The following is a 14671-nucleotide window of genomic DNA, read 5'->3' on the forward strand; positions in this document are numbered from 1 at the left end:
TCAGCTCAGGGCGAGGCGGTGCCGGCGACGATGATCGCCCCGATCGCCCAGAGCACGATCACGGCGAGTGCGATGAGCGCGGGGGCGTCCCAGGTGCGACGGATCGACGTGGGCACGGGAGGCGCCGCCTCCCAGAGATCGCGGATGTCCGTGAGGGCGCGGAGGCCGGCGGGAGCCTTGGGCTCGGCGGCGTCACCCCGTGCGGGGCGCGGTGGCCTGGCACGGGCGGGGCCACCGTAGCAGGTGAGGTCTCGTCCGTCGTCGAGCGAGAACTGGAGCTGCCAGCGAAGGTCGATGTCGCGCACGTTGTTCCAGCCGAAGCTGGTACGGCGCAGCATGTTCTGCACGACGACACCCTCGGGATCCACCCGAACCGAGGAGACGTAGCTGAGCTCGTAGACGACCCACAGAGCCAGCAGCACCCACGGGGCGATGAGCAGCATCTGCACCCAGCTCCCTCGCACGACGGTGTCGCCGAGAAGGAACAACGCGAGCAGCGTGCTCGGGATCAGGATGACCAGTCCCGAGGACGCGCGATATGTTCGCGCGCCCTCGGGATGCTGTGGTTCGGTCACCGTCAGCGACCGCCGAGAGGGATCGACGCCCCGGGGATCGCCTTGAGCAAACGGTCGGTGTACTCCTGCTGCGGGTTGGCGAAGATCTCGTCGACAGTGCCCTGCTCGACGATCCTGCCCTTCTCCATGACGCACACGAGGTCGCTCGACACGCGGACGACCGCGAGGTCGTGCGTGATGAACAGATACGTGAGCCCGAGCTCGGACTGGAGTTCGGCGAGCAGCTGCAGCACCTGGTCCTGCACGAGCACATCGAGCGCCGAGACGGCCTCGTCGAGCACGATGATGTCGGGCTTCAGTGCCAGTGCACGCGCGATCGCGACGCGCTGACGCTGTCCGCCCGACAGCTCGTTCGGGTACCGAGTGGCGAGCACGCGCGGCAGCGAGACCTGATCGAGCAGCTCCTCGACGCGTTCGCGCTGCGATGCGCGATCGCCCACGCCGTGGATCTGCAGCGGCTCGGCGATCGTGTTGCCGATGTTGCGCAGCGGATCGAGCGAGCCGTACGGGTCCTGGAAGACCGGCTGCATGCGACGACGCAGGCCGAACGCCTGAGCGCTCGACAGCTTCGACACGTCCCGGCCGTCGATCTCGATGGTGCCGCTGGTGGGCTCCTCGAGCTTCAGCACCATCTTCGCCACCGTGGACTTGCCGGAGCCCGATTCGCCCACGAGAGCGAGCGTCTTTCCTCGGGGGATCTCGAACGACACATCGTCGACCGCTCGGAAGGCCTCGCTGCGGAACCCTCCCTGACGGATCCGATAGTCCTTCGTGAGCCCCGCGACACGCACCGTCGGGGGGATGGCGGCGAGGTCTTCGATCGTCTCGATGCCTCGGTCCTCCACCACTGCCTGGATGCGCTGCGACGCGACGCTGGGCGCCGCAGCGACCAGGCGCTTCGTGTAGGGGTGCTGAGGGTTTTCGAGGATCTGGCGGCTCGGCCCTGCCTCGACGATGTTGCCGCCGTTCATCACGATGATCTTGTTCGCACGCTCGGCCGCGAGGCCAAGGTCGTGCGTGATCAGGAGCATCGAGGTGCCCTTGTCGCGGGTGAGCGAGGCCATGTGGTCGAGGATCACGCGCTGCACCGTCACGTCCAGAGCCGAGGTCGGCTCGTCGGCGATGAGCAGCTTGGGGTCTGCCGCGAGCCCGATACCGATCAGCGCACGCTGACGCATGCCGCCTGAGAACTGGTGCGGGAACTGATGCAGTCGCTTCTCGGCATCGGCCAGGCCTGCCTGCTGCAGAACCTCGACCGTGCGTGCCTTGGCACTCCCGCGATCCCGGGCGATGCCGTTCGCACGGATCGCCTCCTTGACCTGGAATCCGATGCTCCAGACAGGGTTGAGGTTCGACATCGGGTCCTGCGGCACGAAGCCGATGTCCCGACCGCGCACGGCCTCGATCTCACGGCGGTTCAGTGTCGTGAGCTCTCGCCCGTCGAGGGTGATGGACCCCGCGGTGACCTCTCCGGTTCCGGGAAGCAGGTTCACGATGGCCGTGGCCGTCGTGGACTTGCCTGATCCCGACTCGCCGACGATGGCGACGGTCTCGCCCGGCATGATGTCGAAGCTGACTCCGTGGAGCACTTCGCGCAGCCCCTCCTGGGTGCGGAAGGCGACCGTGAGGTCGCGGACGCTCAGCAGAGGGACCTGTTCGGTGACGCGCTCGCTCATCGGCGTGCCCTCGCCTTCGGGTCGAGGGCGTCTCTGATGAGCTCGCCCAGGGTGACGAATGCCAGCACCGCGAGGGTGAGGGCGATCGACGGATAGATGAGTGCCATCGGCGCCACGCGCAGCGAGGCCTGAGCCTTCGCGATGTCGTTGCCCCACGACATCACGTCGCTACCGAGCCCCACCCCGAGGAACGAGAGCGTGGCTTCAGCGACGATGGCCCCAGCGAGGCCGAGCGTCGAGACGACGAGGAGCGGAGCGATCGCATTCGGGACGACGTGGTTCAACAGGATCTTGAACTTCGACTGCCCGAGCGCCTGCGATGCCATCACGAAGTCGGCTTGGCGGACGCGGAGCACCTCCGCCCGAACGACACGCGCGGTCGAGGCCCAGGCGAACGCCCCGATGGCGAACGCGAGAGTCCACACCGACCGGGCGTCCCGGAACACGGTCATCACGACGACGGCCGCGAGGATGTACGGGATCGCGAAGAAGATGTCACCGATGCGCGACAGCAGTCCGTCGAGCCAGCCGCCGTAGAAACCGGCGAGGGCTCCCATGATCAGGCCGAGCACAGACGAGATCACGGTGGCGATCAGGCCCACAGCCAGCGACGTCTGCGATCCCCACACGATGCGGGCGTAGATGTCGCACCCTTGGAACGTGAATCCGAGGGGGTGCCCCTCGGTCGGACCGCCGTTGCTGTTGGAGAGCTGGCAGCCTTCGTTGGGCGGTGTGGAGGTGAACAGCGTCGGCCACAATGCCATCACGAGGAAGAACAGCGCGAGCGCGATCGAGAACCAGAACAGGGGGCGACGGCGCAGGTCGAACCAGGCGTCCCTCCACAGGTTGCTGGGCTTGTCCGAGATACGGACGGCGTCGACGGAGATCGACTCAGTCTCCACCGGGGCGACGTAGTGCTGAGGTGTGGAATCAGGCATAGCGGATCCTCGGGTCGAGCAGACCGTAGAGCAGGTCGATGAGAAGGTTCACCAGCACGTACAGGATGACGAATACCGTCACGAAAGAGACCACAGTGGGGCCTTCGCCGCGCTGGATCGCCTGGAACAGCGTGTTACCGACACCCGGGACGTTGAAGATTCCCTCGGTGACGGTGGCGCCGACGAGCAGCACGCCGAAGTTCGTGGCGGAGTTGGTGATGACGGGGATCAGCGAGTTGCGCAGCACGTGCACGGGAAGCACCCGGTTACGGGAGAGACCCTTGCTGTACGCGGTGCGCACCCAGTCCTGGTTCAGAGTCTCGATGACGGAGCTGCGCATCAGACGCATGCTCACCGCATAGAGGCTGAACCCGAGGACGATCGCCGGGAGCCACAGCCCACCCCAGTCGTTGTCCGCGCCCACGGTGGGCTTGAACCACCCGAGCTGGATCGCGAGGAAGTACTGCGCGAGGAACGCGACCACGAAGATGGGGATCGCGATCGCGACGAGGGCGACGACGAGGGACACGTTGTCGAACAGCTTGCCCTTGCGCAGCGCCGAGATGGTTCCGATGATGATCGCCAGCGTGAACTCGATCGCGATCGCCATGACGGCGAGGCGCCCTGTGACGGGGAGGGTGGCGGCGAGGACCGCCGAAACCGGGCGACCGGAGTAGGTCGTGCCCAGGTCACCCTGGAGGACACCGGTGATGTAGTACCAGTACTGGACGATGAACGGATCGTTCAGGTGGTACTGCTCGCGCAGCTGCTCGAGGACAGCGGGGTTCGGGGTCTTGTCCCCGAACAGGGCGAGGATCGGATCGCCGGGCATGGCGAACACGAGGAAATAGATGAGCAGGGTGGCTCCGAAGAAGACCGGGATCACCTGCAGAAGACGTCTCAGAATGTAACCGAGCATCCGCTTGTCCCTTCTTAGAGGGGTGAGAGAAGCGAGGCGAACACAAGCCTGTGAGGCGGTGACGAAGAATCGTCACCGCCTCACAGGTGAAGTGCCGTCGGGCTTTACTCGCCGGCCTTCGTGATCTCGTAGTACAGCGGAACCGAGTTCCAGCCGAACGTCACGTCGTCGACGTTCTCGCTGAAGCCACCGGTCACGTTCGAGTACCACAGCGGGATCGCGGGCAGGTCCTGGAACAGAACCTCCTGCGCCTTCGTGAAGTCCTCGATCTGCGCGTCGGCGTCGGGGTTGCTGATGCCAGCCTTGATCAGGTCGTCGAACTCGGGGTTCGAGTAGTCACCGTCGTTGGAACCGGCGCCGGTCGCGTAGAGCGGTCCGAGGAAGTTGTACAGACCCGGGTAGTCGGCCTGCCATCCCGAACGTGCGGCGGTGGTGATGGTGCGGTCGTTGACCTTGGACCGGAGGTCCTGGAAGGTCGGGTACGGGTCGCCCGATGCGTCGATGCCCAGGGTGTTCTTGATGCTGTTGCTCACAGCGTCGACCCATGCGTCGTGTCCGCCGTCGGCGTTGTACGCGATCTTGAACGTGCCCTCCCACGGGGCGATGGCGTCGGCCTCGGCCCACAGCTCCTTCGCCTTCTCGGGGTCGTAGTCGAGGACCTCGCTGCCGGGGACCGAGTCGGACCAGCCGGCGATGACCGGCGACGTGAAGTCCTTCGCCGGGGTGCGCGAGCCCGAGAAGATGGTCTCGGTGATCTCGTCACGGTTGATCGCCATCGACAGCGCCTGACGACGCAGCTTGCCCTCTTCGCCGCTGAAGTGCGGCAGGAACTGGCCGATGGTGAACGACTGGAACACAGCGGAGGGCTGGTTCACGGCGCGGTCGCCGAGCTCGTCGGTGAAGACGGCCAGCGAGTTCGTCGGGATCGCGTCGATGACGTCGACCTCGTTCGACAGCAGGTCGGCGTACGCCGCTTCCTGCGTCGCGTAGAACTTGATGGTGAGGCCGCCGTTGGCCGCCTTGCGTCCGCCGTCGTAGTCGTCGTTGCGGACGAGCTCGATCTGGACGTCGTGCTGCCACGCGTCTTCGTCGGCGATCTTGTACGGGCCGTTGCCGATCGGGTTCTGACCGAAGGCATCCATGTCTTCGAATGCAACATCGGGCAGCGGGTAGAACGCCGAGTAGCCGAGACGCAGCGCGAAGTCGGAGGCCGGCTTGTTGAGCGCGATCGTGAAGGTGTAGTCGTCGACCTGCTTCAGGCCGGTGAGCTCGGAGTCCTCGTCGTAGCTGAAGCCCTCGATGTCCTCGAAGAAGTAGCTGGAGAGGTGGCCGTTCGAGAGCTTCGCGCCCTCGTTCCACGCCTTGATGAAGTTGTCGGCCGTGACCTCTTCACCGTCGGTGAAGGTCAGGCCTTCCTTGATCTTGATCGTGAGGTTCTGGGGGTCCTCGGTGGTGATCTCCTCAGCCACGTCGTTGACCGGCTTGCCCTCGGCGTCGTAGTAGATCAGCCCTGCGAAGATCTCGTCGAGGATCTTTCCGCCACCCACCTCGTTGGTGTTGGTCGGGATGAGCGGGTTCTCCGGCTCGGATCCGTTGGTCGTGATGATGGCGTCCGCGTTGACGTTTCCGCCGGCGTCGCCGTTCGACTCGTTTCCGCCGCTGGCGCAGCCCGCGAGCGCCAGGGCGCCGATCACGAACAACGCGGTGCCCGCAAGGGCGATCTTGTTGCGCTTCACTTTGTGTCCTCCTGTGGACATTCGGGGTTCTGCGTGCGCATCGTCGAGCACGCAGGGATACCTGAGCGTAACCCGCCGGTTCGCGAACCGTCCTCTTCAGCTAACGAACTGTTACTGAGTGGTGACCATCTGTAACACCGGGGAAACACCGCGAAACAGCAGACGGTGCCGCGCTCCCATACAGAAGCGCGGCACCGTCTGCTCAGATGAGCACGTGGTTCAGGCAAATGCCTCCACCGGCGGGCAGGCGCACACCAGGTTGCGGTCGCCGTACGCCTGATCGATGCGACGCACCGGCGGCCAGTACTTGCCGGCGACCAGGGCGTGCACGGGATAGGCGGCATCCTCTCGCGAGTACGCATGGTTCCACTCCCCCGCGATGAGCGACACCGCGGTGTGCGGCGCGTGCACGAGAGGGTTGTCGTCCGCGGGCCAGCGTCCGGCGGCGACCGCGTCAGCTTCGGCCTTGATCATGACCATCGCCTCGACGAACCGCTCGATCTCGTCGAGGTCCTCCGACTCGGTCGGCTCGACCATGAGGGTTCCCGCGACGGGGAAGGACATGGTCGGCGCGTGGAAGCCGTAGTCGATGAGGCGCTTGGCGACATCGTCGACCGTGATGCCGGTCGCTTCCTTGAGCGGGCGGAGGTCGAGGATGCACTCGTGCGCCACGCGGCCGTTCTCGCCGGTGTAGAGCACCGGGAAGTGGGCGCTGAGACGCTCCGCGATGTAGTTCGCCGACAGCACGGCCGCAGCGGTGGCCCGACGCAGTCCATCGGCTCCCATCATGCGCACGTACGCCCAGGAGATCGGCAGGATGCCCGCGGATCCGTACGGAGCTGCGGAGATCACGCCGCCGCCGAACGTGTAGCCGCCGAAGTGCTCGGCGCTCTGTGCGAGCGGGTGCGAGGGGAGGAACGGCGCGAGGTGGGACTTCGCCGCCACCGGTCCGATGCCGGGCCCGCCGCCGCCGTGCGGGATGGCGAAGGTCTTGTGCAGGTTGAGGTGCGAGACATCGCCGCCCAGGTCGCCGAAGCGCGCATAGCCCAGCAGCGCGTTGAGGTTCGCGCCGTCGACGTACACCTGTCCGCCCGCGTCGTGCACAGCGGCCGTGATCTCGACGACCTGCTCCTCGTACACGCCGTGCGTGGAGGGGTAGGTGATCATGAGAGCGGAGAGGTCGTCGGCGTGCAGGGTGATCTTCGCGCGCAGGTCGTCGAGGTCGACGTTGCCGAGCTCGTCCGTCGCCACGACGACGACTTTCATGCCCGCGAGCACGGCCGAGGCCGCGTTCGTGCCGTGAGCCGACGACGGGATGAGGCACACCGTGCGGTGCGCGTCGCCGTTCGCGTGGTGATAGCCGCGGATGGCGAGGAGGCCCGCCAGCTCACCCTGCGAACCGGCGTTCGGCTGCAGCGAGACCGCGTCATACCCCGTGACCTCGGCCAGCCAGCCCTCGAGCTGCTCGATGAGCTCGAGGTAGCCCTGCACGTCGGCGGCCGGAGCGAACGGGTGGATACCGGCGAACTCCGGCCAGCTGATGGCTGCCATCTCGGTCGCCGCGTTGAGCTTCATCGTGCACGAGCCCAGGGGGATCATGCCGCGATCGAGCGCGTAGTCGCGGTCGGAGAGGCTCTTCAGATACCGCATCATGGCGGTCTCCGAGCGGTGCGAGTGGAAGACGGGGTGCGTGAGGTACTCGTCCTGACGCAGCAGCGCCTCGGGAAGCCGGCCGTGCTCGGAAGCGGCGATGTAGCCGAAAGAGCGCCCTGTACCCGACGCGAAGCAGCCCGCGACCCGGTCGAGGTCGGTGAACGTCGTGGTCTCGTCGACCGAGACGCCGACGGTGTCGGCGTCGACCTCGTGGAGGAGATAGCCCGCGTCGTGCGCGGTGGCGACGATCTCGGAGGCGCGGCCCGGCACGCGGACACGGAGAGTGTCGAAGAACTCCCGGTGCTCGATGTCGAGTTCGAGCTCGATGAGCCAGGTGGCCAGAGCGTCCGCCTTGCGGGCCACGTCCAGGGCGATCGCCCGGAGCCCGTCCGGTCCGTGGTAGACCGCGTACATCGACGCCATGACGGCCAGCAGCACCTGCGCGGTGCAGATGTTCGACGTCGCCTTCTCACGGCGGATGTGCTGCTCACGCGTCTGCAGCGAGAGCCGGTAGGCGGGCTTGCCGTCGGCATCCACCGAGACACCGACGAGACGGCCGGGCAGCTGACGCTCGAGACCGGAGCGGACCGCCATGTAGCCCGCGTGCGGGCCACCGAAGCCCATCGGAACGCCGAAGCGCTGCGTCGTGCCGACCGACACGTCCGCACCGAGGGAACCGGGCGAGGCGATCAGCGTGAGAGCGAGCAGATCGGCGGCCGCGACCGCGAGAGCACCGGAGAGGTGCGCCGCTTCGAAGACGGCCGACGGATCCCACACCCGTCCGGATGCGCCGGGGTACTGGACGAAGACGCCGAACAGCTCGGAGGGCAGCTCCTCGCCCGCAGCGAAGTCGACGGTGACGATGTCGATACCGAGCGCCTCCGCGCGCGTGGCGAGCATCGCCCTGGTCTGCGGGAGCGCGTCCGCGTCGACCGCGAACACCGTCGACGACGACTTCGAGGCGCGACGGGAGAGCAGCATCGCCTCGACGACAGCCGTCGACTCGTCGAGCATCGAGGCGTTCGCCGTGGTGAGGCCGGTGAGTTCTGCGACCATCGTCTGGAAGTTGATGAGCGCCTCCAAGCGCCCCTGCGAGATCTCCGGCTGATACGGCGTGTACGCGGTGTACCAGGACGGGTTCTCCAGCACGTTGCGCTGGATCACCTGCGGCGTGATGGTGCCGTAGTAGCCGAGGCCGATCATCGGTCGGTTCACGGTGTTGCGCGAGGCGAGCGCGCGCAACTCGGCGAGAGCCTCGGTCTCGCTCGCGGCGGACGGGATGCGCGAGGGCGCGTCCGCCGCCTCGGATGACGGGCCCGTGTAGATCGACGCGGGCACGGCCTGGCGCATGAGCGCCTCGACCGGGCTCAGCGCATCGTCCGCTCCGGCGTTGTCGAGACCGAGGGCGGCGAGCATCGTGCGCTGCGCGGCATCCGTGGGTCCGATGTGACGATCGGCGAAAGTGACCACTGGCGAATCAGCCCTCCGTGAGTGCGACATAGGCGTCGCGGTCGAGCAGTCCATCCAGCGCGCCGTCGGCGACGGCGACCTTGAGCAGCCATCCGCCCTCGAACGGCGCCGCGTTGACCAGCGACGGGTCATCGACGGCCGCGTCATTGATCTCGACGACCGTGCCGGAGACCGGTGCGTACAGCTCACCGACCGACTTGGTGGACTCGATCTCTCCGACGACCGCTCCCGCGGTGACCTCGGTGCCGACGGCGGGGAGCTCGACGAACACGACGTCGCCCAGCTTCTCGGCGGCGTAGTCGGTGATGCCGATGGTCACGGTGTCGCCGTCAGCGGCGATCCACTCGTGCTCTTCGGTGTAGTGGAGTGCGGCGAGATCGGTCATTTGGTCCTCCGGTAGAAAGGCAGGGCGGTCACGGTCGCGGGGATCCTGGTGCCCCGCACATCAAGGAATACTGCGGTTCCCTCTTCCGCGGAAGAAGGCTTCACGTAGGCCATCGCGATCGGATGACCGAGCGTGGGGCTGAGCGCCCCGCTCGTGATCTCGCCGAGCACCGATCCGTCTTCGTCGACGACGGCGTATCCGGCGCGGCCGGCGCGCTTGCCCTCGGCCACGAGTCCGACCAGGACCGGCGCTTGCGCTGCCTCGGTCGACTCCGCGGCGGCGGAGAGCGCCGCCTTGCCGACGAAGTGCTCCTTCGCGGTCACGACGACGCGTCCGAGGCCTGCCTGAGACGGCTGGGTGTCAAGGCTCAGTTCGTGCCCGTAGAGCGGCATCCCCGCCTCGAGGCGAAGGGTGTCGCGCGCGGCGAGCCCGGCGGGAACGAGGCCGTGCGGCGTGCCGGCAGCGAGCAGGGCATCCCACAGCGCCGCCGCGTCGTCAGCGGCGACGAGAAGCTCGAAGCCGTCCTCGCCCGTGTAGCCGGTGCGCGCGAGGAGGAGCGGCTTGCCGCGGTAGTTCGCCGACGCCCAGGCGTAGTACTTCTGCTCGGACCAGGGGATGCTCACGTCGGTGATGTCAGCGGTCGCGGCGAGGATGGCCTCGGCGTTCGGACCCTGTACGGCGATGAGGGCGTAGTCGTCGGAGACGTCTTCGACGTCGACTCCGCGATCGCCGAGGAACCCCGCGAAGCTGCGCTCCTCGCCCGGTGCCCGAGCGGGGAGGTCGCGCTCGACGAGCGACGGGAAATCACGGACGCGTTTCGCGAATGCCGAGTCGACGAAGCCCCGATTGCCGGCGTTCGCGATCACGAGGTAGCGGTCCTCGGCCAGCCGGTAGGCGATGACATCATCGATGATGCCGCCGCCCTCCGCGAGCAGGAGCGAGTACTTCGCCTTCCCGACCGGCATCGCCGAGATGCGGCCGGCCAGAGCGTAGTCGAGGAATTCCGCTGCGGCCTCGCCCGTCACCAGGAACTCGGCCATGTGCGAGATGTCGAAGATGCCCGCGCTCTCGCGCACGGCGTGGTGCTCGGCGAGGTCGGACGTGTAGCGCACCGGCATCTGCCAGCCGCCGAAGTCGGTGAACGACGCGCCGAGCGCCTCATGGCGTTCGCGGAGCGGGGTGTAGCGGGGGTCGGACATGGAGTTCTCCCGGGCTGTGTCGGGCGGAACGGCGGCATCGCCGTTCCTCGGAACTCCCCCTCTGTCATAGGCCTGAGAGTTTCACCCGCGCACGGAGGCGGGGCTTTCACCGTCGGCGGATCCGCGCGGTCGCGGGATCGCTTTTCAGAGTGGCCGGAACCGCGCGGTACGCGTACCTGAGAGATTGGCGGGGAGGCTTGCTCCTTCGGTGCCCGGCTGCGTTCGCCGGGGCTCTCCCGCGTGGGTCATTCGGCCTGTCTTCAGTTGTGGGTTCAGTCTAGCCGGTGCGGCCCCCGCGCCGAGGCCTGCGTCCCGACAACAAAGCTCCCGTCGCGCCCTCGGCCGCTGCGAACGTGCGCGAGCGACCGAAAGTGCGACGGGAGCGAGGGTGTGGCGGGGGCCCGTCAGTGCGCGATGCCGAGTTCGGCACGGACCTCGTCGCGGAGGCGGCCGAGGTTGTCGGGCTCTGGCGCCGCGCCGAGGAGAGTCCTGGTGTACTCGTGCTGCGGATTCAGGATGACCTCGTCCGCAGGACCGCGCTCGACCACGTCGCCCTTGTAGAGCACCATGATCTCGTCGGAGAAGTGCCGAGCCGTCGCCAGGTCGTGCGTGATGTAGAGCACACCGAGGTTCTCCTCGCGCTGCAGGTCAGCCAGCAGGTTGAGAACGCCCAGCCGGATCGACACGTCGAGCATCGAGACAGGCTCATCCGCGACGATGAACCGCGCCCCCGGAGCAAGGGCACGAGCGATCGCGACCCGCTGCCGCTGCCCGCCGGACAGCTCGTGCGGGCGGCGCTCTGCGAAGCTCTCCCCCGGCGTCAACCGCACCCGCTCCAGCAGCTCGACCGCACGTTCGCGCACCTGCGAGCGGGACAGGTCGGGGTGGTGCAGGCGGATCGGACGCTCGAGGTGATGGACGATGGTGTGGAAGGGGTTCAGAGACGCGAACGGGTCCTGGAACACCATCTGCACATCCGCGCGGTAGCGCTCCAAGGCCCGCCCTCGGGCGCCAGAGGGCTTCCCATCCAGAAGGATCTCCCCACTGGTGGGAGTCTCCAACTTCATCAGCATCCTGGCGATCGTGGACTTCCCCGACCCCGACTCCCCTACCAGAGCGACCGTCTTGCCGGCCTCGATCGTGAAGGACACGTCCTTCACCGCGTGCAGCACGTTGGTGCGGAATCCGGAACGCAGATGGAAGTCCTTCACCAGATTCCGCGCCTCCAGACGTGCTGTCTGCGGCGGCGCCGTGTCGGCGCGGTTGCTGTGGGTGGTCATCGGACGCCCTCCTGGCTCACACCGGTACGCACGAAGTCGCCCCGCTCGCCCTTGAGCGACGGGAAGCTCGACAGCAACCGCTTCGTGTATTCGTGCTGGGGGGACCTGTAGATCTCCTCCGCCGTCCCCTCCTCCACGATCTGTCCCTGCAGCATGATCGCGATCCTGTCGCTGATCTCGATCAGCATCGGCAGATCATGCGTGATGAAGATCACCGCGAAACCGAGCTTCTCCCGCAACCGCATGATCTCCCGGATGATCCCGCGCTGCACGACCACGTCCAACGCGGTGGTCGGCTCGTCCATGATCATCACCTGGGGGTCGAGGGCCAGGGCCATCGCGATCATCATGCGCTGCCGCATCCCGCCCGAGAGCTCATGCGGGAAGCTCGACAGGCGATTCGGGTCGACCCCGACGAGGGTGAGCAGCTCCTCCGCCCGAGCGGTCTTCGCCTTCTTGCTCATCCCCGGGCGGTGCGTGTCGAAGATGTCGAAGATCTGAGCCTTGACCGAGATGACCGGGTTCAGCGAGTTCATCGCGCCCTGGAACACCATCGAGATCTTGTCCCATCGGAACGCCCTGAGGCCTTCCCCATCCAGGCCCACGATGTCGATGTCATGACCATCCCGGTCATGGAACACGATCTCGCCACCCGTCATCAGGGCCGGCGCCTTCAGCAGACGGTTCATCCCGTACGCCAGGGTCGTCTTCCCGCACCCCGACTCCCCCGCCAGCCCCAGGATCTCGCCTCGGTTCAGCGTCAAGGAGACGTCACGCACGGCCTTCACCGGCGGATCCACCTCATACTCGATCGACACGTTCCGCGCCGTCAGGACGGGCTCGCTCATGCGGTGACTCCCTTGGTCTTGGCAGCCTTGCGCACGCGGCGCGCGGCTTCGGGCGCATTGCGCAGCTTCGGGTTGATGACCTCGTCGATCGCGAAGTTGATGAGCGAGAGGCCGGCACCGAGGAGCGCGATCATGAGTCCGGGCGGGACGAACCACCACCAGGCTCCGCGTCCGAGAGCCTGCCCCGACTGCGCGTCGTTGAGGATCGAGCCCCAGGTGATCGACGAGTTGGGGCCGAGGCCCAGGTACGAGAGCCCTGCCTCACCGAGGATCGCGAAGATGATCGCGAACAGGAACTGCGCTGCGAGCAGCGGAAGGAGGTTCGGCATGATCTCGACGAGGATCACGCGGAACGACCGCTCCCCCGCGACCTTCGCGGCGTACACGTAGTCGCGTGTGCGGAGAGAGCGCGTCTGGAGCCGGAGCACATAGGCAGCCCCTGCCCAGGAGGTGATGCCGAGCACGAATGCGACGAGCTGCCAGCTGCGCTGCGGCACGAAGGAGGCGATCACCATCACGAGCGGGAGTCCGGGGATCACGATCATGACGTTGGTGAGGAGCGCGAGACCGTCTTCGCGCCAGCCACCCAGGTATCCGGCGAGGACACCGAACAGCAGGGACAGCACGATCGCGATGGCTCCGGCCGTCACGCCGATGAGCAGCGAGCCCTGCGCGCCGATCGCGAGCTGGGCGAACATGTCGTTGCCGAGCTTGGTCGTGCCGAGCCAGTGCTCCGCGGAAGGCGGCTGGAGCGCGGGGTTGGCGGTGCTGCGCGGGTCCTGCGAGAACATCGGCGCGATGATCGCGAATAGCACGATCGCGATCACGATGATCGCGCCGACGATGAACTTCGGCGACGTGCTTGGCAGGATGCGGCGACGCTTGCGTCCCTGCTGCGTAGCGAGCGAGATCGTGCTGGCCGGTGCCGTGATCGGCGGCTCCTGGGTCAGGAGCGGGTTCTTGGTGTCAGACATTCTGGCGAGCCCTCGGGTCGATGAAGCCATAGACGAGGTCCATGATGAAGTTGGCGGCGAGCACCGTCAGGGTGATGACGAGGAACAGTCCCTGCATCAGCGCGTAGTCGTTGTTGGTCACGGCCTGGAACATCAGCTTGCCGATGCCGGGATAGGTGAACACCTGCTCCATCACGATGGATCCGGCCACGACGAACCCGAGGGTGATCGAGAAGCCGGCGATCGAGGGGATGGCGGCGTTGCGGGCAGCGTACGTCGTGAGGACCCGGCGCGGCCGGAGCCCCTTCGCCTCGGCCGTGAGCACGTAGTCCTCGGCGAGCGTGGACACCATCATGTTGCGCATGCCGAACATCCAGCCGCCGACCGAGCTGATCACGATCGTGAGCGCCGGGAGGATCGCATGCGCCACCGCGTCGGTGAAGAACGCCCAGGTCGGCTCGGGGCCGTCAGGGTAGTCGAAGACGTCGTAGCCGCCGAAGATGGGGAACCATCCCAGACCGACCGCGAACACGGCCACCAGGATCAGCGCCATCCAGAAGTACGGGATCGACTGCAGCACCGTGGTGGCGGGGATGAGGTGATCGACCCAGGTGCCGCGCTTCCATCCGGCCCAGGCGCCGAGCACGACGCCGAGGACGAAGGAGATCACGGTCGCGGTGCCGACCAGGATGAGCGTCCAGGGCAGGGCACCCGCGATGAGTTCCGTCACCGGGGTGGGGAACTTGGTGACCGAGACGCCGAGGTCGCCCTGGAACATGCGCCCCCAGTAGGCCAGATACTGCTCCCACAGTGAGGAGTCATCGCCGCCGAGCAGGAGCTTGATGTTGCGGATGGTGGTCTCGGAGACCTCACCGCCGGCTCTCTGCATCTTGGCGATCATGATGTCTGCCGGGTTCCCCGGCATGAGCCGGGGAAGAAGGAAGTTGATGGAGATCGCGGCCCAGAGCGTGAACGCGTAGAACCCGATTCTTCGTGCATAGAACTTCATGTCACTTGTTTCCTGACTGCCTTCTTCCCC

Annotated in this window: 12 protein-coding genes and 2 riboswitches; all 12 genes read right to left on the minus strand. The window is 66.8% G+C overall.

From position 1 onward, the window contains the following. Positions 1-5 precede the first annotated feature (5 nt). The 12 genes from ASD13_RS00325 to ASD13_RS00380 all read right to left on the minus strand — a co-directional run bounded on the left by ASD13_RS00325 (position 6) and on the right by ASD13_RS00380 (position 14641). Positions 6-575 carry a PH domain-containing protein gene (locus ASD13_RS00325; protein WP_055864460.1) on the minus strand — a complete coding sequence of 190 codons (570 nt, stop codon included), beginning with the start codon at positions 573-575 and terminating at the stop codon, positions 6-8. A gap of 2 nt (positions 576-577) precedes the next feature. Then, complete coding sequence (locus tag ASD13_RS00330) at positions 578-2251, minus strand: dipeptide ABC transporter ATP-binding protein (RefSeq protein WP_055864463.1); 1674 nt, start codon at positions 2249-2251, stop codon at positions 578-580. Next, the gene (locus ASD13_RS00335) at positions 2248-3189 is read right to left on the minus strand and encodes an ABC transporter permease (RefSeq protein WP_055864465.1); all 942 of its coding nucleotides are present in this window, start codon (positions 3187-3189) and stop codon (positions 2248-2250) included. Before ASD13_RS00335 ends, ASD13_RS00330 begins: the two co-directional genes overlap by 4 nt. Further along, entirely contained in the window at positions 3182-4108 is a 927-nt protein-coding gene (locus ASD13_RS00340) for an ABC transporter permease (RefSeq protein WP_055864468.1), read from the minus strand. Before ASD13_RS00340 ends, ASD13_RS00335 begins: the two co-directional genes overlap by 8 nt. A gap of 104 nt (positions 4109-4212) precedes the next feature. Beyond that, on the minus strand, positions 4213-5844 hold the full coding sequence (locus ASD13_RS00345) for a peptide ABC transporter substrate-binding protein (protein ID WP_157535551.1): 1632 nt from the start codon (positions 5842-5844) through the stop codon (positions 4213-4215). A 219-nt stretch (positions 5845-6063) separates the two neighbouring features. Then, on the minus strand, positions 6064-8997 hold the full coding sequence (gene gcvP, locus ASD13_RS00350) for an aminomethyl-transferring glycine dehydrogenase (protein ID WP_055864474.1): 2934 nt from the start codon (positions 8995-8997) through the stop codon (positions 6064-6066). After that, complete coding sequence (gene gcvH, locus ASD13_RS00355; protein WP_017828663.1) at positions 8975-9352, minus strand: glycine cleavage system protein GcvH; 378 nt, start codon at positions 9350-9352, stop codon at positions 8975-8977. The genes gcvP and gcvH overlap by 23 nt, the downstream gene beginning before the upstream one ends. Continuing rightward, a complete protein-coding gene (locus ASD13_RS00360; protein ID WP_055864477.1) occupies positions 9349-10551 on the minus strand; it encodes a glycine cleavage system aminomethyltransferase GcvT in 1203 nt (400 codons plus the stop codon). The genes gcvH and ASD13_RS00360 overlap by 4 nt, the downstream gene beginning before the upstream one ends. Positions 10552-10605: 54 nt before the next feature. Continuing rightward, positions 10606-10704: riboswitch (glycine riboswitch) on the minus strand. Position 10705: 1 nt separating this feature from the next. Continuing rightward, positions 10706-10800, minus strand: a riboswitch (glycine riboswitch). A 155-nt stretch (positions 10801-10955) separates the two neighbouring features. Beyond that, on the minus strand, positions 10956-11831 hold the full coding sequence (locus tag ASD13_RS00365) for an ABC transporter ATP-binding protein (protein ID WP_055864480.1): 876 nt from the start codon (positions 11829-11831) through the stop codon (positions 10956-10958). Next, positions 11828-12679: an ABC transporter ATP-binding protein gene (locus ASD13_RS00370; protein WP_017828666.1), complete on the minus strand. Its 852-nt coding sequence runs from the start codon at positions 12677-12679 to the stop codon at positions 11828-11830. The genes ASD13_RS00365 and ASD13_RS00370 overlap by 4 nt, the downstream gene beginning before the upstream one ends. Continuing rightward, positions 12676-13653, minus strand: a complete 978-nt coding sequence (locus ASD13_RS00375; RefSeq protein WP_055864483.1) for an ABC transporter permease — start codon at positions 13651-13653, stop codon at positions 12676-12678. The genes ASD13_RS00370 and ASD13_RS00375 overlap by 4 nt, the downstream gene beginning before the upstream one ends. Continuing rightward, positions 13646-14641: an ABC transporter permease gene (locus ASD13_RS00380; RefSeq protein WP_055864485.1), complete on the minus strand. Its 996-nt coding sequence runs from the start codon at positions 14639-14641 to the stop codon at positions 13646-13648. The genes ASD13_RS00375 and ASD13_RS00380 overlap by 8 nt, the downstream gene beginning before the upstream one ends. Between the last annotated feature and the right edge of the window lie 30 nt (positions 14642-14671).

The organism is Microbacterium sp. Root1433D1, assembly GCF_001426835.1.
Lineage (GTDB): Bacteria > Actinomycetota > Actinomycetes > Actinomycetales > Microbacteriaceae > Microbacterium > Microbacterium maritypicum.

Coding starts and splice junctions, on each gene's coding strand:
- ASD13_RS00330 (WP_055864463.1), bottom strand. CDS start 2,251: ATGAGCGAGCGCGTCACCGAACAGGTCCCTCTGCTGAGCGTCCGCGAC.
- ASD13_RS00335 (WP_055864465.1), bottom strand. CDS start 3,189: ATGCCTGATTCCACACCTCAGCACTACGTCGCCCCGGTGGAGACTGAG.
- ASD13_RS00340 (WP_055864468.1), bottom strand. CDS start 4,108: ATGCTCGGTTACATTCTGAGACGTCTTCTGCAGGTGATCCCGGTCTTC.
- gcvP (WP_055864474.1), bottom strand. CDS start 8,997: ATGTCGCACTCACGGAGGGCTGATTCGCCAGTGGTCACTTTCGCCGAT.
- gcvH (WP_017828663.1), bottom strand. CDS start 9,352: ATGACCGATCTCGCCGCACTCCACTACACCGAAGAGCACGAGTGGATC.
- ASD13_RS00360 (WP_055864477.1), bottom strand. CDS start 10,551: ATGTCCGACCCCCGCTACACCCCGCTCCGCGAACGCCATGAGGCGCTC.
- ASD13_RS00365 (WP_055864480.1), bottom strand. CDS start 11,831: ATGACCACCCACAGCAACCGCGCCGACACGGCGCCGCCGCAGACAGCA.
- ASD13_RS00370 (WP_017828666.1), bottom strand. CDS start 12,679: ATGAGCGAGCCCGTCCTGACGGCGCGGAACGTGTCGATCGAGTATGAG.
- ASD13_RS00375 (WP_055864483.1), bottom strand. CDS start 13,653: ATGTCTGACACCAAGAACCCGCTCCTGACCCAGGAGCCGCCGATCACG.
- ASD13_RS00380 (WP_055864485.1), bottom strand. CDS start 14,641: ATGAAGTTCTATGCACGAAGAATCGGGTTCTACGCGTTCACGCTCTGG.